Source organism: Bradyrhizobium betae (genome assembly GCF_050632175.1).
Lineage (GTDB): Bacteria > Pseudomonadota > Alphaproteobacteria > Rhizobiales > Xanthobacteraceae > Bradyrhizobium > Bradyrhizobium betae_B.
On sequence record NZ_CP192576.1, the window covers coordinates 3,297,905 to 3,316,912 of the forward strand.

Consider the following 19,008-nt stretch of genomic DNA (forward strand, 5'->3'; position numbering starts at 1 on the left):
GTCCGCTCCGGATCGGCTTCGCGCCGCATCCGGAGCGCAACATCGGCAATAAGCGTATATAAAACGGGTACAGGGGATCGGCGTGGCTGAGATGGCTGTCGAGAGCAATGTAGTTGATGCCGCCGGACCGTATGACCGCGCCAAGGCGTTGGGCGCGTTCAAGCTCGGGGACATCACTTTTTACTGGATCACGCGCCTGAGCGCGATTTCCGTGCTGCTGATCCTCGGCGGCATCATCCTGTCGCTCATCATCGGGGCCTTCCCAGCGATGAAGGAGTTCGGCCTCTCCTTCCTGTGGACGCAGCGCTGGGCGCCCTCGGCCGATCCGCCCGTGCTCGGTGCGCTCGGGCCGATCTACGGCACGCTCGTCACCTCCTTCATCGCGATGCTGATCGCGATCCCCGTCGGCATCGGCATTGCGATCTTCCTGACCGAGCTCTGCCCGCAATGGCTGCGCCGTCCGATCGGCATGGCCATCGAGCTGCTCGCCGGCATTCCCTCGATCATCTACGGCATGTGGGGCTTCTTCGTGCTGGGCCCGTTCTTGGCCAACAGCTTCCAGCCTTTCATGATCAAGATCTTCGACGGCGTTCCCGTGCTGGGTTCGATCTTCGCGGGACCGCCGTCCTACCTCAGCCTGTTCAACGCCGCGCTGATCCTGGCGATCATGGTGCTGCCGTTCATCACCTCGATCTCGGTCGACGTGTTCAAGACGGTGCCCCCGGTCCTCAAGGAGGCGGCCTACGGCGTCGGCTGCACCACCTGGGAAGTCGTCAGCAGCGTGGTCATCCCCTACACCCGCGTCGGCGTCATCGGCGGCGTCATGCTGGCGCTGGGCCGCGCGCTGGGCGAGACCATGGCGGTGACCTTCATCATCGGCAACTCGTTCCGCATCTCGGGCTCGATCTTCGCGCCCGGCACAACGATCTCGGCGGCGATCGCCTCCGAGTTCGCCGAAAGCGACGGCCTGCACCAGTCCGGCCTGATCCTGCTCGGCCTGCTGCTGTTCGTGCTGACGTTCTTCGTGCTCGCGGCAGCGCGGCTGATGCTGATGCGCCTGGAAAAGAAGGCGGGGAACTAGCGCCATGAACCCGATCTATTCACGCCGTCGCCGCAAGGACTTCGTCATCCGCGGTCTCTGCTTCGCGGCCGCCGCCTTCGGCGTCACCTGGCTTGCGCTGATCCTGATCACGCTGCTGTACAACGGCCTTGCGGGCCTGAACGTTCAGCTGTTCACCGAGAACACGCCGCCGCCCGGCTCGAACGAAGGCGGCCTGCTCAACGCCATCGTCGGCTCGCTGATGATGACCGTGATCGGCGTCGGGATCGGCGCGCCGCTCGGCATGTTTGCCGGCACCTACCTCGCCGAATACGGCCGCAACGACAAGCTGACCTCGGTGATCCGCTTCATCAACGACATCCTGCTCTCGGCGCCCTCGATCATCATCGGCCTGTTCATCTATGGCGCCGTGGTGGTTCCGATGCGCGGCTTCTCGGCGATCGCCGGCTGCCTCGCGCTCGCGGTCATCGTCATCCCGGTGGTGCTGCGCACGACCGAGGACATGCTGCTGCTGGTGCCGAACGCGCTTCGCGAGGCGGCCTCGGCGCTCGGCCTGCCGCGCTCGCTGGTGATCAAGCGGATCGCCTACCGCTCGGCCCGCGCCGGTCTCATCACCGGCGTGCTGCTCGCCACCGCGCGCGTCGCCGGCGAGACCGCGCCGCTGCTGTTCACCGCGCTGTCGAACCAGTTCTTCAGCCTGGACCTGTCCAAGACGATGGCGAACTTGCCGGTCACCATCAACAACTTCGTGCAGAGCCCTTACGCCTACTGGAAGCAGCTGGCGTGGAGCGGGGCCCTGCTCATCACCCTGACTGTTCTTGCCCTGAATATTGGTGCGCGCATCCTTGGCGCCGAGAGGACCGCAAAATGAGTGAGCTTTCCGTATCGATGAGCGCGGCCGGTGGGTTGCCCCAGGCGCCGGTGCTGCCCGAGGCCCCGGCCAAGGTGACGGTGCGCAACCTGAACTTCTACTATGGCGAGAGCCACGCGCTGAAGAACATCAACCTGACGCTCGGCGCCAACCGCGTCACGGCGTTCATCGGTCCGTCGGGCTGCGGCAAGTCGACCCTGCTGCGCATCTTCAACCGGATGTACGACCTCTATCCGGGCCAGCGCGCCACCGGTCAGCTGATGCTCGACCAGACCAACATCCTCGACCCCAGGCTCGACCTCAACCTGCTGCGCGCCCGCGTCGGCATGGTGTTCCAGAAGCCGACGCCGTTCCCGATGACGATCTACGAGAACATCGCCTTCGGCATCCGTCTCTACGAGAAGATCTCGAAGTCGGAGATGGACGACCGCGTCGAGAAGGCGCTGCGTGGCGGCGCGCTGTGGAACGAGGTCAAGGACAAGCTCAACGCGTCGGGCCTGTCGCTCTCGGGCGGCCAGCAGCAGCGTCTCTGCATCGCCCGCACCGTCGCGGTGCGGCCCGAAGTGATCCTGTTCGACGAGCCGTGCTCGGCGCTCGATCCAATCTCGACCGCCAAGGTCGAGGAGCTGATCCAGGAGCTGTCCGAGAACTACACGATCGCGATCGTCACCCACAACATGCAGCAGGCCGCGCGCGTCTCCGACAAGACCGCCTTCATGTATCTCGGTGAGTTGATCGAGTTCGACGACACCAGCAAGATCTTCACGTCGCCGACTGATCGGCGCACGCAGGATTACATCACCGGCCGGTTCGGTTGAGGAGACGGGACATGGGTACTGAACATACCGCAAAGGCCTTCGACACCGACCTGCAGGAACTCACCCGGCTGGTCGCGGAAATGGGCGGCATCGCCGAGCGCATGATCGTCGATTCCGTCGACGCGCTGATCCGCCGCGACGTCGCGCTCGGTCAGCGCGTCGTCACCATCGACGCCGAACTGGACGCGCTGCAGAAGAAGATCGAGGAGCGCGCCGTGCTTACCATCGCGCGCCGCCAGCCGATGGCGGTCGATTTGCGCGAGATCGTCGGCGCCATGCGGGTTGCGACCGATCTCGAGCGCATCGGCGATCTCGCCAAGAACATGGGCAAGCGCGTCGCGGCGCTGGAGACGGATTTCCATCCGCTCAAGCTGTTCCGCGGCCTCGAGCACATGACGGACCTCGTGCAGCAGCAGGTCAAGTCGGTGCTGGACGCCTATGCCGCGCACGATCTGCCGGCGGCGATGGCGGTGTGGAAGGGCGACGAGGAAGTCGACGCCATCTGCACCTCGCTGTTCCGCGAGCTCCTCACCTACATGATGGAGGATCCGCGCAACATCTCGTTCTGCATCCACCTGATGTTCTGCGCCAAGAACATCGAGCGCATCGGCGATCACGCCACCAACATCGCCGAGACCGTGTTCTACATGATCGAGGGGCAGGCAATGACCGACAAGCGGCCGAAGGGCGATATGACGACCTTCGCCACGACGGTCCCGAATACCTGATACCTGAGGAGCCACGACCCGATGGGCGCACGCATTATGGTGGTTGAAGACGAGGAAGCTCTCACCGAGCTGCTTCGCTACAACCTCGAAGGCGACGGCTATGACGTCGAGACGGTGATGCGTGGCGACGACGCCGACACCCGTCTCAAGGAGCACCTTCCCGATCTGATCGTGCTCGACTGGATGCTGCCGGGACTGTCCGGCATCGAATTGTGCCGGCGCTTGCGAACGCGTCCGGACACCAAGCAGCTTCCGATCATCATGCTCACCGCGCGCGGCGAGGAGAGCGAGCGAGTGCGGGGATTGGCAACCGGTGCCGACGACTACATCGTCAAGCCGTTCTCGGTCCCTGAACTGCTGGCGCGCGTAAAAGGCCTGCTGCGGCGCGCAAGCCCGGAGCGGCTCGCCACCGTGCTCGCTTTCGGCGACATCGAGCTCGACCGCGACAAGCGCCGCGTGGCGCGCTCGGGCCGGCCGATCGACCTCGGCCCGACCGAATATCGCCTGCTGGAGTTCTTCCTGGAGCATCCCGGCCGCGTGTTCTCGCGCGAGCAGCTGCTCGACAGCGTCTGGGGCCGCGACATCTATATCGACGAGCGCACGGTCGATGTGCATATCGGCCGCCTGCGCAAGCTGCTCAATCTCGGCCGCGAGCAGGACCCGATCCGCACGGTCCGCGGCGCCGGCTACGCGCTCGACGATCGGTTTGCGAAAGCCGAGCAGACGTAAGGTGATTTAAAGGCTGTTGGCTTGGCAGCTGCGGCAACAATTTCCATCGTCATCCCGGGGCGCGCGCAGCGCGAGCCCGGGATCCATAACCACAGGATGTGGTTTGGCGAACACCCGGAGCGACCATCGCGCGCAACGATTGCGCCCTGTGGGTATGGATCCCCGCGTCCGCGGGGATGACACCGAGTATCTGGAGCCGTCACCGTGTGACGGCTACCGTCTTGGCGATCAGAGAATTCCGACGAACTCAGCGCGGACCCGGCTTGGCCGGCGCGCGCCGGCGATCCGCTGCCGGCTGATACGCAACTCGCGAGTGCTGGGCGCAATAGGGCAGGCCGGAGAGCGCCTTGCCGCCGCAGAAGAAGAAATCCGGGCTCGAGGGATCGCCGACCGGCCAGTGGCAGGTCGCCTCGTTGAGCTCCAGCAGCGACAGCCGCTGGCTCATCGGCACCACGTTGTCATAGGTGAGCGGTTCGGCCTCCACCTCGACCTCGAAGGCCTGCGCCAGCGCGGTGTTGCCGCGCGCAACGGGGCGGGTGACCCGCATCATGTGCTGGGCGGGGCGCGCCTTGCGCGGCCGGGGCGCAGCGGACGAGGGGCTCTTGGCACGGCCGGACAGGCCGAGCCTGTGCACCTTGCCGATCACGGCGTTGCGGGTGACATTACCGAGCTCTGCCGCGATCTGGCTGGCCGACAACCCGGCCTCCCAGAGCTTCTTCAGTTGCTCGACGCGATCATCCGACCAGGTCAAAACCGTCATTGCACCCTTTCCTTCGCCGCGCGCCTGCCATCCTGGGGCTGCACAGCGAATGCCTAAGCCTCGAAAAACCCGTGCTGTCAGAATCCCTTAAGGCTCGCCGGGCACCGAGAGCCGCCCGAACGTTTACGCCGGTACATGAGGACTTAGAGATCAGAACTGCCGCACGAGATGTCGTATCTGACAAGCCAAACGCTACAATATGGCGGGACTCACGCGCAAGAGTCCGCCGACTCGCTTCCACATGTTCCGTCGCGAAAACACGCAAAATCGCCACCGCAAGACTACGGATTCAGCGTTTCGCGAGGCTTTCCGGGCGGCATTGACACCCGTTTCACCAGGCATAAGATGGTCTCGCGTGCCGCCCTTAAAAGGCGGCACGTTTCGTTTTCCGGGCCGGTGAATGGTGCGTTGCGTAATGCACGCTCATCGTCCTCAACATCAAGTGATCGTCATGACTAACAGCGCAGCGCCGCATTTGCTCCCCGTTTTCGCCAGGTCCGACCTCGGTTTCGAGCGCGGCGAAGGCTGCTGGCTGATCGCGACCAATGGCGAGCGCTATCTCGATTTTACCTCCGGCGTGGCGGTGAATGCGCTCGGCCATGCCCATCCCGCGCTGGTCAAGGCGTTGCAGGAGCAGGCGACCAAGCTCTGGCACATGTCGAACCTGTTCCAGAGCCCGGACGGCGAGAAGCTCGCCGCGCGCCTGTGCAACGAGAGTTTTGCGGACTTCGTGTTCTTCTGCAATTCCGGCGCCGAGGCGCTGGAGGGGGTGATCAAGCTGGTCCGCCACCATCACTTCTCCAAGGGGCATCCGGAGCGCTACCGCATCATCACCTTCGAGGGCGCCTTCCACGGCCGCACGCTGGCAACGCTGGCTGCGACGGGATCGGCCAAATATCTCGAAGGCTTCGGTCCGCCGATGGACGGTTTCGACCAGGTCCCGCATGGCGATATCGATGCCGTCAAGAAAGCGATTGGTCCGCACACCGCCGGCATCCTGATCGAGCCGATCCAGGGCGAGGGCGGCGTGCGTTCGGCAACGCCGGCCTTCCTCCGGGCCTTGCGCCAGCTCTGCGACGAAAAGGGCCTGCTGCTCGCGTTCGATGAGGTGCAGACCGGCATGGGTCGCACCGGCGATCTGTTCGCGTATCGCCGCACCGGCGTCACGCCTGACGTGATGTCGCTGGCGAAAGCGCTCGGCGGCGGCTTCCCGATCGGCGCGATACTGGCGACCGCGGACGCAGCGTCCGGCATGGGCCCTGGCTCGCACGGCTCGACCTTCGGCGGCAATCCGCTGGCGATCGCGGCAGCGAACGCCGTGCTCGACGTCATGCTCAAGCCCGGCTTCTTCGACCACGTGCAGCGGATGTCGCTGCTGCTCAAGCAGAAGCTCGCCTCCGTGATCGATCGCCATCCCGACGTGGTCAGCGAAGTGCGCGGCGAAGGCCTGCTGATCGGTATCAAGGCCGTGGTGCCATCCGGCGACCTTGTTGCGGCGTTGCGGAGCGAAAAACTGCTTACGGTCGGCGCCGGCGACAATGTCGTGCGCTTCCTGCCGCCTTTGATCGTCACCGAAGCCGAGATCGAGGACAGCGTCGGGCGGTTAGAGCGCGCCTGCGCCGCGATCTCGTCGAGCCAGACCAAGCGGGCGGCAAGCTGATGAGCACCTCGCCCAATAAAACGCCGAAGCACTTCCTGGATATCAACGAGTTGCCGCTGGCGGAACTCAAGAGCATGCTCGCCGCGTCTTCCGCCATGAAGGCGAAGCAGAAGGCGCATCAGCCGGTCAGGCCGCTCGAAGGCAAGACCCTGGCGATGATCTTCGAGCGCCCCTCGACCCGCACCCGGGTGTCGTTCGATGTCGCCATGCGCCAGCTCGGCGGCGAGCCCATCATGCTCACCGGTGCAGAGATGCAGCTCGGCCGCGGCGAGACCATCGCCGACACCGCGCGCGTGCTGTCGCGCTATGTCGATGCCATCATGATCCGCATCCTCAACCACGATGCGCTGCTCGAGCTTGCCGAATATGCGACGGTGCCCGTCATCAACGGCCTGACGCGCCGGTCGCACCCTTGCCAGGTGATGGCCGACCTCATGACGTTTGAGGAACATCGCGGCCCGATCGAGGGCCGGACGGTGGCCTGGACCGGGGACGACAACAACGTGCTGGCCTCGTGGGCCCACGCCGCCGAGCGCTTCAAGTTCCAGCTCAACGTCGCGACCCCGCCCGAACTCGCGCCGAAGAAAGTCATGCGCGACTTCATCAAGGCGACCGGCGCGCCGATCGTGCTCGGCACCGATCCGGAAGCCGCCGTGAAGGGCGCCGACTGCGTCGTCACCGACACCTGGGTGTCGATGGGCGACAAGGAAGGCGAGCATCGCCACAACGTGCTCAAGCCCTACCAGGTCAATGCGAAGCTGATGTCGCTGGCCAAGCCCGACGCGCTGTTCATGCACTGCCTGCCCGCCCATCGCGGCGAGGAAGTCACGGACGACGTGATCGACGGCCCGCAATCGGTCGTGTTCGACGAGGCCGAAAACCGCCTGCACGCCCAGAAGGGCATTCTGGCCTGGTGTTTTGACGCGGTGAAGTAGCCTTACTGTAGCCCGGATGGAGCGCAGCGAAATCCGGGGGTTCTCGACGCGTGGAAAGACTTTCGGATTGCGCTGCGCTCCATCCGGGCTACGCAGTCCGTCGTTCCGAGGGCGGCGGAATGTGGCTGCGCCCCTTCCATTTCCGCCCTCCGACCCCAGATATCCGCCATGGTTTCCCAATCCCCTGACATGAAAACCGGGCCAGAGGGCCCGGTTCGCGCACCATCGGCGGTTCCGATCGACGATGCGGTGCTGCCCTATGAGGTCGACGCGCTCGACGTGCGCGGGCGGCTGGTCCGGCTCGGCCCGGCGCTCGACGAGATCCTCACCAAGCACGATTATCCCCCTGCCGTCGGCAAGCTGCTCGGCGAGGCCATCGTGCTGACGACGCTGCTCGGCTCGGCGCTGAAATTCGAGGGCCGCTTCATCCTCCAGGCCCAGACCGACGGCCCGGTGTCGTTCCTGGTCGTCGACTACCAGGCGCCGGATCGGCTGCGCGCCTATGCGCGTTTCGATGCCCAGCGGCTCGGCGATACCAGGGATTCCGGCGCGCTGCTTGGCCACGGCCATCTCGCCATGACCATCGACCAGGGCCCCGACATGAGCCGCTACCAGGGCCTCGTCGCGCTCGACGGCGGCAGCCTGGAAGATGCCGCCCACGAATATTTCCTGCGCTCCGAGCAGATCCCGACGCGCGTGCGTCTTGCGGTCGGCGAGGAGTGGCGCTCCAACGACGGCGGCAAGCATCGCTGGCGCGCTGGTGGCATGCTGATGCAGTTCCTGCCCAAGGCGCCGGAGCGCGCGCGGCAGGCTGACCTGCATCCTGGCGATGCGCCCGAAGGTGTCGAAGTGCACGCTGTCGCCGAGGACGACGCCTGGGTCGAGGCGCGCTCGCTGATCGAGACGGTGGAGGACGTCGAGCTGATTGATCCGGATCTCTCCGGCGAGCGGCTGCTGTACCGCCTGTTCCACGAACGCGGCGTACGCGTTTTCAATCCGCTGGTCCTGAGGGCGCAATGCTCCTGCTCGCGCGATGCGGTCGGCGCGATGCTGAAGAGCTTCTCGGCCGAAGACCGCGCCGACATGGTCAAGGACGACAAGGTCGTCGTGACCTGCGAATTCTGCTCGTCGGTGTACGAGTTCACGCCGGACGAAGCGGGCGTGGAAGACGCGTAAGCCTTGGGGTGATGTAGCCCGGATGGAGCGCAGCGCAATCCGGGAAGGTCTAACCGCGAGGCGAGAGCCCCGGATTACGCTGCGCTCCATCCGGGCTACAAGATATTGCGCTGCCCGACGGGCAAAACACCCAAATTCTCGGTCAATCCGTTCGCGCAAAAATATCCCACTTTACCGAATTTCGGAAATGGCGTATGCATCGCCCATCCTGGCTCATCCTTGAGGGGCGATCGTACGTCGTCACGATATGCGAGCCGGGCCTGCGGTGGACGCGGCAGCGTCGTGCGCGAAAGGTGCGGGCAGGGCGGGTAGTCCCTGTGAGCCCGAGGCCACGTGCGGACGAGCGGCGCTGATGCGTACGGCAAAACCGTGTGGTCCTGGCCGTCGTTGCTACGGTCAAGCTGTCGCGGAGGTGTGTGCGAGCCCAACCGGGCGGACAGCACCGTCAATTCGCGAGAGCGAGGGAGGCCAGAAGGAAAGTTCGGCTCCCGGGAGAGCGCGGCATAAGCCGTCCAACCATCGCGCAGGGAAGGCCGAGTGATCGGCGACACCTGTATGCTGCTGTGCGGTTCTCTTGCGCTACGTCTTCGCGCAGCGGACCGCGGGTGCCAGTCGGCACCCGGTCTTCCCTGCGCCCTCCTGGATTGGAGGGTGGAGAGACCAGGCAAAGCTCGGGCGAAATCAGCCGCGAGAATGAAAAGGCGTGTCTGCAACCCCATACGCGCTGTCATCGTCCGGCTTGGCCGGACGATCCGTATCCCGGAGACGATCATGGTCACATCGAGAAGCTGCGGCGTACTGGATTCCCCGCCGGAGCCTGTCATCGGGCTCGCCAAAGGCGAGACCCGGTGGCGGGGAATGACACTGGCATTTGCAAACGCAGCGACTGCCTCATACTCCGTCATTGCGAGCGGAGCGAAGCAATCCAGAATCCCCCTGCGGAAAGGCTCTGGATTGCTTCGCTGCGCTCGCAACGACGGTGGGGAGAGAGCGTGCCAAACACTCAGGTCTCGTCGGTGGGCTGGCGCTTTGCGCCTTCGCCCACCCTGCGGCGCGGCCCTAGTTCAACACCCGCTTGTTGTCCGGGCTGTCCAGCGAGAATGTCGGCACGTCGATCTCGAAGCGTTCGCCGCTTTCGCTGACCATCTGGTAGCGGCCGGTCATGAAGCCGGAGGCGGTCGTGAGCGGGACGCCGGAGGTGTATTCGAAGCGCTCGCCGGGGGCCAGCGTCGGCTGCTCGCCCACCACCCCTTCGCCCTTCACCTCCTGTTGCCGGCCGGTGGCGTCGGTGATGATCCAGTGCCGCGTCTTGAGCTGCACGGTCTCCTCGCCCGAATTGGTGATGACGATGGTGTAGGACCAGAAAAAGCGGGATCGGTCGGCCGACGACTGCTCCGGAACAAAGTTCGGCTCGACGGTCACTTCGATCTGGCGGGTCACGGCGCGGTACATAGCTGCCATCATACCGAAATCCGCTCGGGAACCAAACGCCGCAGGCGGCTTTGGCGACATCGTCCCGCCCGAATTTGCGACGAAGTACACCCCGATGTGATCCGGCCGCTTTGCGAGACGACGGCCGGACCGGTACACTCCATTCCAACGTCGCGATTTGCGTGAGGGTTTCGGGCCCCGATGACCATTGCCGACCAAGTGACGGGATCGACGATCGCGGGGACCGCCACGGCCGTGGAAGCCAAGCCTGCGGGGGGCAGGCCGCGCGCCGCCGCGTCGGCCATCACATTGCCCGCGATCGGCGAGCGCGAGCTCAGGCTCGACCTGTTCCGTGGTCTCGCGCTGTGGCTGATCTTCATCGACCATCTGCCGCCGAGCCTGCTGACCTGGTTCACGATCCGCAATTACGGCTTCAGCGACGCTACCGAGATTTTCATCTTCATCTCCGGCTACACGGCGGCCTTCGTCTACGGCCGGGCGATGCTGGAGTCGGGTGTCGTCATCGCCACCGCGCGCATCCTGCGGCGCGTCTGGCAGATCTACGTCGCCCACGTCTTCCTGTTCACGATCTTCCTCGCCGAGATCTCCTACGTCGCGACCAGCTTCGAGAACCCGCTCTACACCGAAGAGATGGGCATCATGGATTTCCTCAAGCAGCCCGATGTCACCATCGTGCAGGCTCTGCTGCTCCGCTTCCGTCCCGTCAACATGGACGTGCTGCCGCTCTACATCGTGCTGATGCTGGCACTGCCTGTGATCCTGTGGTCGATGAAGTGGAAGCCGGACGTCACGCTCGGCCTTTCGGTCGTGCTCTACGCGGTGACCTGGGAGTACGACCTCTATCTGTCGGCCTATCCGAATGGGTTCTGGGCGTTCAATCCCTTTGCCTGGCAATTGCTGTTCGTGTTCGGTGCCTGGTGCGCGCTCGGAGGCGCGCGGCGCATGTCGCGTATTCTGGCGTCACGGGTCACGATGTGGATCTCGATCGCCTATCTCGTGGCGGCGTTCTACGTGACGCTGACCTGGTACGTGCCGCAGGTGCCCCATTTGATGCCGAAGCGGCTCGAGCAATGGATGTATCCGATCGACAAGACCAACCTCGACGTGCTGCGTTTCACGCATTTCCTGGCGCTGGCCGCACTCACCGTGCGTTTCCTGCCGCGTGACTGGTCGGGTCTGAAATCGCCCTGGCTGCGGCCGCTGATCCTGTGCGGGTCGCATTCCCTGGAGATCTTCTGCCTCGGCGTCTTCCTCGCCTTTGCCGGCCATTTCATTCTGGCCGAAGTCTCCGGCGGGCCGTTCATGCATGCGCTAATTAGTCTCTCGGGAATCCTGATCATGTGGGGCGTGGCGTGGGTGATTTCGTGGTACAAGCGCGTGGCTGACAAGAGTGGTGCGAAGACCAAAAACGCCGTCGGCAGCGCCGATATGGCGGGAGGGGGCTGATGAAGGCGAAGGTTCTCCTGAGCCTGGTCCTGCTGTGCGGGTACCTCGCCGCGCCTTTGGCGCGCGCGGGCGATGCTGTGTCTGCCGCCCCGGCCGTGCCGCCGACCTGCGAAGTCCCGTCCTATCTGCTCACGAGCGAGAGCCAGCTTCCCAAGGTCGCCGATGCCCTCAAGGCCGGCAAGCCGCTCGAAATCCTCGTCATCGGCAGCCGCTCGACCACGATTCCGGCCTCCGAGGACGCCTCATATCCTGCGCGCATGCAGGCCATTTTGAAGGACAAGCTACCGCCGTCGGAGGCCGTGAACGTCTCCGTAGAAATACAGAGCAAGAAAACGGCGGAGGAGGCGGCTGCCACCTTCGTTAAGCTGATGGAAGCAAAAAAGCCTACTTTGGTCATCTGGCAGACCGGGACCGTGGATGCTATCCGAGCCATCGATCCCGAGGATTTTCGCAGTGCCGTGACCGAAGGGGTTGCCGCGCTGCAGAATGCAGGGGCTGACGTCGTGTTGATGAACTTGCAGTACAGTCCGCGTACCGAGACCATGATCTCGGTGCCGCCCTATCTCGATAATATGCGGGTCGTGGCGCAGGAGCATGACATCCCGCTGTTCGATCGCTTCGCGATCATGCGGCAGTGGAATGATCAGGGTCAGTTCGATCTGTTCAGCCCGTCTCGCGGGCCCGAGCTGGCAAAGCAGGTCCACGATTGCCTTGGTCGGGCGTTGGCACAGTTTGTGATCGACGCAGCCCATCTGGGGCCGACCCAGCAGCAAAATTGAGGTCTAGCGTTAATGAGTTCTCTCCGCCCTTTTCACCTGAAGGCATGGCTGGCCGTGTCCGCCGCGGCTCTGCTGTTGCTGACGCCGGTGGCGCAGACGCCGGTTCGGGCTCAGGCCGCGCAGGCGACGCCCGCGCCGGCAGCTGATCCTTCGTCCTCCCAGACCACGGTCGCTGCCAGGTCGCCCAACGAGCAGCGCAGCATCACCGGGCGCGCGATCGACAAGGTCAAGCAGGTCGCCAAATCCGCCGGCGACATCTTCAACCGCGTGCCGTGTCTCGCGCCCAAGGACACCAACAAGGTCGGCTCGAAGGCGATGGGCTCGCTGCCGCATGTCGCGAACAAGCTCGTCGCCGGGCAGCCTGTCGTGATCGTCGCGTTCGGATCGTCGTCGACCGCCGGCTACGGCGCGAGTTCGCCCGATTTCAATTATCCGAACCGTCTCGCCGCGCAACTGCGCCGGCAATATCCGACCGCCGACATCACCGTCATCAATGCCGGCGTCGGCGGGGAGGACGCGCCCGAGATGATGAAGCGCCTCCAGACACAGGTGATCGACGTACATCCGGATCTCGTGATCTGGCAGGTCGGCACCAACGCCGTGCTGCGCAATCTCGATCCCGGCGATACCGCGAAGCTGGTCGAGGACGGTGTCTCGCGCATCCAGGCCGCCGGCGATGCCGACATCGTGCTGGTCGATCCGCAATATTCGCCGGCCGTCAACCAGCGCAAGGAGAGCGCCGGCAAGATGATCAAGCTGCTCGGCAAGGTCGCCGAGCTCCGTCACGTCGGCATCTTCCCGCGCTTCGAGGTGATGCGCGACTGGCACGAGAACCAATCGATCCCGGTCGAGAGCTTCGTCATCGCCGACGGCCTGCACATGAACGATTGGGGCTACGCCTGCTTCGCCCAGCTCCTCGGCGACGACATCATCCGCTCGGTCGGTCAGATCAAGCTTGGCGTGAACGTGCCCGGAGACGTGCGCGCGTATCGGCCGATGTAGTTCGATGCCGTAGGGTGGGCAAAGGCGCAAAGCGCCGTGCCCACCATCGCTCTTTGATACCAGGGAAGAAGACGTGGGCACGCTTCGCTTTGCCCACCCTACGAGAGCTCGATCGCCTCACGCCTTCTCCAGCGCCGCGGTCAGATCCTCGATCAGATCGTCGGCATGCTCGAGCCCTGCGGAGAAGCGGATGAATCCCTCGCTGATGCCGAGCGCGGCGCGGTCTTCCGGCTTCAGGCGCTGATGCGTCGTGGTCGCCGGATGCGTGACGAGACTCTTGGCGTCGCCGAGATTGTTCGAGATCCTCGCAAGCTTGAGCGCGTTGAGCACGCGGAACGCAGCGGCCTTGCCACCCTTCACCTCGAAGCCGACCAGCGTCGAGCCGCCGCGCATCTGCTTCTTCACGAGCGCTGCCTGCGGATGATCGGCGCGGCCGGGATAGACCAGCCGCGAAATCTTGGGATGGCTCGCCAGGACGTCCGCGACGCGCGCCGCCGACTCGGTCTGCGCGCGCACGCGCACGGCGAGGGTCTCCAGGCCCTTCAGCAGGACCCACGCGTTGAACGGCGAGATCGAGGGGCCGGTCTGGCGCATGTAATTGTGGAGGTGCTCGGCGACGAACGCTTCCGACGACAGGATGATGCCGCCGAGGCAGCGGCCCTGGCCGTCGATGTGCTTGGTCGCGGAGTAGACGACGACGTCGGCCCCTAATGCGAGCGGGCTCTGCCAGATCGGCGTCGCGAACACGTTGTCGACGACGAGCCGCGCGCCGCCGCTGTGCGCGATCTCGGCGATGCCGGGGATGTCGAGTACGTCGAGTGTCGGATTGGTCGGGCTCTCCAGGAAGAACGTCTTGGTGTTCGGCCTCAAGGCGCGCTGCCACTGGTCGAGGTCGGAGCCGTCGACCAGCGTGGTCTCGATGCCGTAGCGCGGCAGCAGATCCTGGATGACGTAGAGACACGAGCCGAACAGCGCGCGCGAGGCGACGACGTGATCGCCGGCCTTCAGCGGCGCCAGGATCGCGGTCGTCACAGCGGCCATGCCGGTCGCCGCCGAGCGGGCCGCTTCAGCGCCTTCGAGCTCGATCATGCGGCGCTCGAACATCGCGATGGTCGGGTTGGAATAGCGCGAATAGATGAAGCCGGGGTCTTCGCCCTTGAACCGCGCCTCGCATTGTTCGGCACTGTCGTAGACGTAGCCCTGGGTCAAAAACAGCGCCTCCGACGTCTCGCCATATTGCGAGCGCAGCGTGCCGGAATGGACCAGGCGGGTTTCGGGACGGTAGTTGGCGGTCGACTTCGACATAGGTACCTCCGACATGACCGTCTCGTCGAAAACGGTCACAAAAAAACCGGCCTGGATATCTCCACGGGCCGGGATCACAGAGGTCCCCGGCCTGTTTAGCGACTTATTTAACGTGGCTGCAAGCCGGCCGGCTCAAATCACCACGGGATAAGTCATGCTCATATTCCGCAATGCCCTTTTCGTCAAGGCGTCCATCGGATAGCCGTAAAAAGCTGTATTTTCCGCATGTCCGGATACATTTGCCCCCTGACGAGGATCCCGGTTTGACGTTCACGGTCGCCGCCGACGCCAATGGTATCCTGCCCGACCGCATGATCGCGGCGATGGCGGAAGCGGGCCTCATTCGGCCTGCTTACGACTTCGTCGAAAGCCAGATCCAGCCGGCGAGCCTCGACCTTCGCCTCGGCGATATCGCCTATCGCGTGCGCGCCAGCTTCCTGCCCGGCCCCGGCGCCACCGTCGCCGAACGCATCGACGAGTTGAAGCTGCACGAGTTCAGCCTCGCCGATGGCGCGGTGCTGGAGACCAACTGCGTCTACATCGTGCCGCTGCTCGAAAGCCTTGCGCTGCCGCCGGAGATCGTTGCGGCCGCGAACCCGAAGAGCTCGACCGGCCGGCTCGACGTCTTCACCCGCGTGATCGCCGACGGCACCCGCCGCTTCGACATGATCGGCGCCGGCTATCACGGTCCGCTCTATGCCGAGATCAGCCCGAAGACGTTTCCGGTGCTGGTGCGCGAGGGTTCGCGCCTGTCGCAGGTTCGTTTCCGCACCGGTGACGCCATCCTCAATGCCGACGCGCTCGAAAGCTTGCATGCCGCGGAGCGTCTCGTCGACATCGACGATGCGGATCTGTCCGGCGGTGTCGCCGTCTCCGTCGATCTCGCCGGCGAGAAGGGAAGCGGCTTCGTCGGCTACCGTGCCAAGCGCCACACCGGCGTAGTCGATGTCGATCGTCGCTCCGGCTATGCGGTCGAGGATTTCTGGGAGCCGATGTCGGCGCGGCCCGACGGCAGCCTGATCCTCGATCCCGGCGAGTTCTATATCCTCGCCTCCAAGGAAGCGGTGCAGGTGCCGCCCGACTTTGCTGCGGAGATGGTGCCGTTCGATCCCCTGGTCGGCGAATTCCGCGTGCACTATGCCGGATTTTTCGATCCCGGCTTCGGCTATGCCGGCGCCGGCGGGCAGGGATCGCGCGCGGTGCTCGAAGTGCGCTCGCGCGAAGTGCCGTTCATCCTTGAGCACGGCCAGATCGTCGGCCGCCTCGTCTACGAGAAGATGCTGGCGCGCCCCGATGCGATGTACGGCCAGCGCATCGGCTCCAACTACCAGGCCCAGGGCCTGAAGCTGAGCAAGCATTTTCGGGTGTAGCTATAGCCCCGCCCTCGGCTGTCATTCCCTGCGCAGGCGGGGAATCCAGTACGCCGCGGCCTCTCGATTGAATCACGATCGTCTCGGAATACTGGATCGCCCGGTCTACGCCGGGCGATGACATCGAGATTGTGGCGTGTTGCATCGCCCCATCCGCGATGACACACTCCCGCAAAACAACAAGCCGGGAGCGAACATGACCGCCGAAGCAGACACCGCGCAAGAAGCCCAATGGAAACGCTGGCGCGCGGTGGCCGATCTGTATCACGCTTACTTCACCGGCCTTATCCTCACCGTCGTCACGCGCCGCGGCACCTCCGACGCAGCGGAGTTTGTATTTCGCGTGTTCCGCCGCCAGCAGCAGGAGCGCTTCCTGCCTGGCCTCAAGAAGCTCGGCCTCAGCCATCTGCCGCCGGCCGTCGCCGCCGCGCAATATCACTATCTCTCCAACTGGATCGGCGGCGTGCACGTCGAATACATGTATGAGAGCGATACCAAAGCCTGGATCCGCTATCCGCCGCCGCGCTGGATCTGGAAGGGCACCGCGATCTGCGGCGTGCCGGGTGAGGTGAGCCGCGCGATGCTGCGCGGCTGGCACGCCAACAACGGCGTCGCGCTCGGCGATCTCAGGCTCGGCTTCGTCTGCACCAAGCAGAGCGTCGAGGGCCAGGACGGGCTCGAAGGCTATTATCACCAGTACGACCACCCGCTCGAGCTGGATCAGCGGCTGGTGTTTGCGCGCCACCTCGAAGCGCCGCTGTTCGACGCGAAGACTGCGCCGGCGCTGCCGGTCGAAAGCTGGCCAAGGCCGCGGCTCGAAAAGGCCTATCGGAACTACGCCATGGAATATGTCCGCACCGCCGCGCCCGTGATGGTGCAATTGTTCGGGCCGGAAGACGCTGGCTATCTCCTGCACCTCACGGGCAAGCTGATCGGCATGCAATATTTCGACGAGGTCGCCGCGGCGCTCGCGATGGAGCGCGGCGGCGCCAAGGAGTTTGCGTCATTCCTCAACGCGCTGTTCGCCGCGCAGGATGACGTCGCCGAGACCTCGCAATCCGAAGCCACCTTCGAGATCCGCCAGCAGAGCTGGAAGCTGATGGATGATGTCACGGACCATCACCGCGCAGGCGCCAGGGTGCTGGAAGGATTGTTCGAAGGAATGGCCGCGGGATGCGGCCGGCATATCGGCGTGCAACTGCGCCCGACGGCGAGCGGTCGCCCGCCGCTGGTCTGGACGATCGGGTAATTCCACCCGTTGAAATGCGCTGCCGCAGGGCACGCCTGCATCAGGCGCAGGAGGAATCGGCGGCCGCCGTGCTAACAAGCCTCGCCGCGCCTTACGCGCGAGAAAAGTCATTGGCACACCAAGTGATTGCCGCGCCGCAAAAGGCGCTCGTGCCCGGGAGAGGACATGTCCGACATCGCCGAAATCCCGGTCGATGAGCAAGAACGCCCGTTGCCGCCGCCTCCGCGTCCTGTGAAGAGCGCGCTGACGGACGGCCCGATCCTGCGCACGCTGCTCTCCCTGGCCTGGCCCAACGTGGTGGCGCTGTCGGCCGGCACCTGCGTGGTGATCGCGGAGACCTCCTATATCGGGCGGCTTGGCGTGGAAGCGCTGGCCGCGATGGCGCTGGTGTTTCCGACCGTGATCCTGACCATGACGATGTCCGGCGGCGCCATGGGCGGCGCGGTGGCTTCCGCGATCGCGCGCGCGCTCGGCGCGGGCGATCGTGAACGCGCCGGCACGCTGGCCGCGCATGCGCTGCTGATCGGCATCAGCTTCGGCCTCGTCTTCATGCTGGGCATGCTGATCTTCGGACCCAGGGTGCTCGAGATGCTCGGCGGCCGCGGCGATGTGCTGACGCATGCGATCGCCTACACGCAGGTGTTTTTCGGCGGCGCCGTGCTGCCCTGGCTGCTCAATACCATGGCCGGCGTGCTGCGCGGCACCGGCAACATGAAGCTGCCGTCGCTGCTGATCCTGAACTCGGCGGTCTGGCAGATCGTGCTCGGCGGCACGCTGGGCCTCGGGCTCGGGCCGATGCCGCAACTCGGCATGCGCGGCGTCGCCGCCGGCGCGCTGATCGCCTATTCGATGAACATCGGCGTGATGGGCTGGTACCTGTTTTCCGGCCGCGCCCGAGTCGTTCCAAAACTGCGCGGCCTTCGCATTCAATGGGCGATGTTCTTCGACATCCTGAAGGTCGGCGCCATCGCCTGCTTTTCGCCGTTGCAATCGGTGCTGACGATCTCGATCTTCACCCACATGCTGGCGAAGTTCGGCACCGCGATCCTCGCCGGCTACGGCATCGGCGCGCGTCTGGAATTCCTGCTGACCTCGATCGCGTTCTCGTTCGGCATCGCCTCGGTGCCGATGATCGGCATGGCCGTCGGGGCGGGGCGCATCGCGCGCGCCCGGCGGATCGCCTGGATCGCAGGTGCGAGCGCATTCGTCGCCGTCGGCGCGCCGGCCTGCCTGGTCGCGACCTTCCCCGATCTCTGGGTCAACATCTTCACCGACAGCGCGACCGTGCGCGCCGCCAGCCACCAATATCTGTCGACGGTGGCGCCGTTCTACGCGTTCATCGGGCTTGCCTCGACGATGTACTTCTCCTCGCAGGGCGCGGCCAAGGTGATCGGGCCGGTGCTGGCGCAGACCGCGCGGCTGATCTACATCGCAGGCGTCGGCTGGTGGCTGTCGACCCACGACGCCACCGCACAGAGCTTCTTCTGGCTGGCGGCGAGCTCGATGGTCGTGCTCGGCGTGCTCTCCTGCTCCAGCGTCGTGCTGACCCGCTGGGGGCCGCGCGAGAGCAGGGGCGCGATCAGGCCGGCTCTGTCGGCTGCGGTGGATTAGCGCGCGCGGCCGATTTTTGTTTCTGAGTATGTCCAACAGTTACTTGGCAATATCGAG

The 19,008-nt window shown here is 64.9% G+C and carries 17 protein-coding genes and 1 riboswitch; of the genes, 14 read left to right on the plus strand and 3 right to left on the minus strand.

The window, feature by feature from the left end:
• Positions 1 to 91 precede the first annotated feature (91 nt).
• From pstC to phoB, 5 genes are read left to right on the plus strand one after another with little or no spacing between them, the layout of a single operon-like run.
• Positions 92 to 1,081, plus strand: coding sequence for a phosphate ABC transporter permease subunit PstC (gene pstC / locus ACQ86E_RS15795; protein ID WP_431206486.1), 990 nt, complete (start codon positions 92 to 94; stop codon positions 1,079 to 1,081).
• Between the two features lie 4 nt (positions 1,082 to 1,085).
• Positions 1,086 to 1,931, plus strand: coding sequence for a phosphate ABC transporter permease PstA (gene pstA / locus ACQ86E_RS15800; protein WP_431206159.1), 846 nt, complete (start codon positions 1,086 to 1,088; stop codon positions 1,929 to 1,931).
• A complete protein-coding gene (gene pstB, locus ACQ86E_RS15805; protein WP_431206160.1) occupies positions 1,928 to 2,749 on the plus strand; it encodes a phosphate ABC transporter ATP-binding protein PstB in 822 nt (273 codons plus the stop codon). The genes pstA and pstB overlap by 4 nt, the downstream gene beginning before the upstream one ends.
• Positions 2,750 to 2,760: 11 nt before the next feature.
• Positions 2,761 to 3,477 carry a phosphate signaling complex protein PhoU gene (gene phoU / locus ACQ86E_RS15810; RefSeq protein ID WP_431206161.1) on the plus strand — a complete coding sequence of 239 codons (717 nt, stop codon included), beginning with the start codon at positions 2,761 to 2,763 and terminating at the stop codon, positions 3,475 to 3,477.
• A gap of 21 nt (positions 3,478 to 3,498) precedes the next feature.
• Entirely contained in the window at positions 3,499 to 4,206 is a 708-nt protein-coding gene (gene phoB / locus ACQ86E_RS15815; RefSeq protein WP_431206162.1) for a phosphate regulon transcriptional regulator PhoB, read from the plus strand.
• Positions 4,207 to 4,453: 247 nt separating this feature from the next.
• Here phoB and ACQ86E_RS15820 read toward each other — a convergent pair whose 3' ends face one another.
• Positions 4,454 to 4,966 carry a GcrA family cell cycle regulator gene (locus ACQ86E_RS15820; RefSeq protein WP_431206163.1) on the minus strand — a complete coding sequence of 171 codons (513 nt, stop codon included), beginning with the start codon at positions 4,964 to 4,966 and terminating at the stop codon, positions 4,454 to 4,456.
• A 451-nt stretch (positions 4,967 to 5,417) separates the two neighbouring features.
• On the opposite strand from ACQ86E_RS15820, the gene ACQ86E_RS15825 reads away from it, so the two are divergent.
• The 3 genes from ACQ86E_RS15825 (at position 5,418) to ACQ86E_RS15835 (ending at position 8,737) form a co-directional block, all read left to right on the plus strand.
• A complete protein-coding gene (locus ACQ86E_RS15825; RefSeq protein ID WP_431206164.1) occupies positions 5,418 to 6,626 on the plus strand; it encodes an aspartate aminotransferase family protein in 1,209 nt (402 codons plus the stop codon).
• Complete coding sequence (gene argF, locus ACQ86E_RS15830) at positions 6,626 to 7,561, plus strand: ornithine carbamoyltransferase (protein ID WP_431206165.1); 936 nt, start codon at positions 6,626 to 6,628, stop codon at positions 7,559 to 7,561. Before ACQ86E_RS15825 ends, argF begins: the two co-directional genes overlap by 1 nt.
• A gap of 168 nt (positions 7,562 to 7,729) precedes the next feature.
• Complete coding sequence (locus ACQ86E_RS15835; RefSeq protein ID WP_431206166.1) at positions 7,730 to 8,737, plus strand: Hsp33 family molecular chaperone; 1,008 nt, start codon at positions 7,730 to 7,732, stop codon at positions 8,735 to 8,737.
• A gap of 1,059 nt (positions 8,738 to 9,796) precedes the next feature.
• Here the strand turns inward: ACQ86E_RS15835 and apaG are convergent.
• Positions 9,797 to 10,189 carry a Co2+/Mg2+ efflux protein ApaG gene (gene apaG, locus ACQ86E_RS15840; RefSeq protein WP_015689150.1) on the minus strand — a complete coding sequence of 131 codons (393 nt, stop codon included), beginning with the start codon at positions 10,187 to 10,189 and terminating at the stop codon, positions 9,797 to 9,799.
• 180 nt (positions 10,190 to 10,369) lie between these two features.
• Here apaG and ACQ86E_RS15845 point away from each other — a divergent pair, with 180 nt between their 5' ends.
• From ACQ86E_RS15845 to ACQ86E_RS15855, 3 genes are read left to right on the plus strand one after another with little or no spacing between them, the layout of a single operon-like run.
• Complete coding sequence (locus ACQ86E_RS15845; protein ID WP_431206167.1) at positions 10,370 to 11,635, plus strand: OpgC domain-containing protein; 1,266 nt, start codon at positions 10,370 to 10,372, stop codon at positions 11,633 to 11,635.
• Positions 11,635 to 12,414 carry an SGNH/GDSL hydrolase family protein gene (locus ACQ86E_RS15850; protein WP_431206168.1) on the plus strand — a complete coding sequence of 260 codons (780 nt, stop codon included), beginning with the start codon at positions 11,635 to 11,637 and terminating at the stop codon, positions 12,412 to 12,414. Before ACQ86E_RS15845 ends, ACQ86E_RS15850 begins: the two co-directional genes overlap by 1 nt.
• Positions 12,415 to 12,426: 12 nt before the next feature.
• A complete protein-coding gene (locus ACQ86E_RS15855) occupies positions 12,427 to 13,416 on the plus strand; it encodes an SGNH/GDSL hydrolase family protein (RefSeq protein WP_431206169.1) in 990 nt (329 codons plus the stop codon).
• Positions 13,417 to 13,533: 117 nt separating this feature from the next.
• On the opposite strand, the gene ACQ86E_RS15860 is transcribed toward ACQ86E_RS15855, so the two are convergent.
• The gene (locus tag ACQ86E_RS15860; protein ID WP_431206487.1) at positions 13,534 to 14,721 is read right to left on the minus strand and encodes an O-succinylhomoserine sulfhydrylase; all 1,188 of its coding nucleotides are present in this window, start codon (positions 14,719 to 14,721) and stop codon (positions 13,534 to 13,536) included.
• 74 nt (positions 14,722 to 14,795) lie between these two features.
• Positions 14,796 to 14,875, minus strand: a riboswitch (SAM riboswitch).
• 109 nt (positions 14,876 to 14,984) lie between these two features.
• On the opposite strand from ACQ86E_RS15860, the gene ACQ86E_RS15865 reads away from it, so the two are divergent.
• The 3 genes from ACQ86E_RS15865 (at position 14,985) to ACQ86E_RS15875 (ending at position 18,951) form a co-directional block, all read left to right on the plus strand.
• A complete protein-coding gene (locus tag ACQ86E_RS15865) occupies positions 14,985 to 16,091 on the plus strand; it encodes a 2'-deoxycytidine 5'-triphosphate deaminase (RefSeq protein ID WP_431206170.1) in 1,107 nt (368 codons plus the stop codon).
• Positions 16,092 to 16,287: 196 nt separating this feature from the next.
• Positions 16,288 to 17,340, plus strand: coding sequence for a hypothetical protein (locus ACQ86E_RS15870; RefSeq protein WP_431206171.1), 1,053 nt, complete (start codon positions 16,288 to 16,290; stop codon positions 17,338 to 17,340).
• 165 nt (positions 17,341 to 17,505) lie between these two features.
• Complete coding sequence (locus tag ACQ86E_RS15875) at positions 17,506 to 18,951, plus strand: MATE family efflux transporter (protein WP_431206172.1); 1,446 nt, start codon at positions 17,506 to 17,508, stop codon at positions 18,949 to 18,951.
• Positions 18,952 to 19,008: the final 57 nt, after the last annotated feature.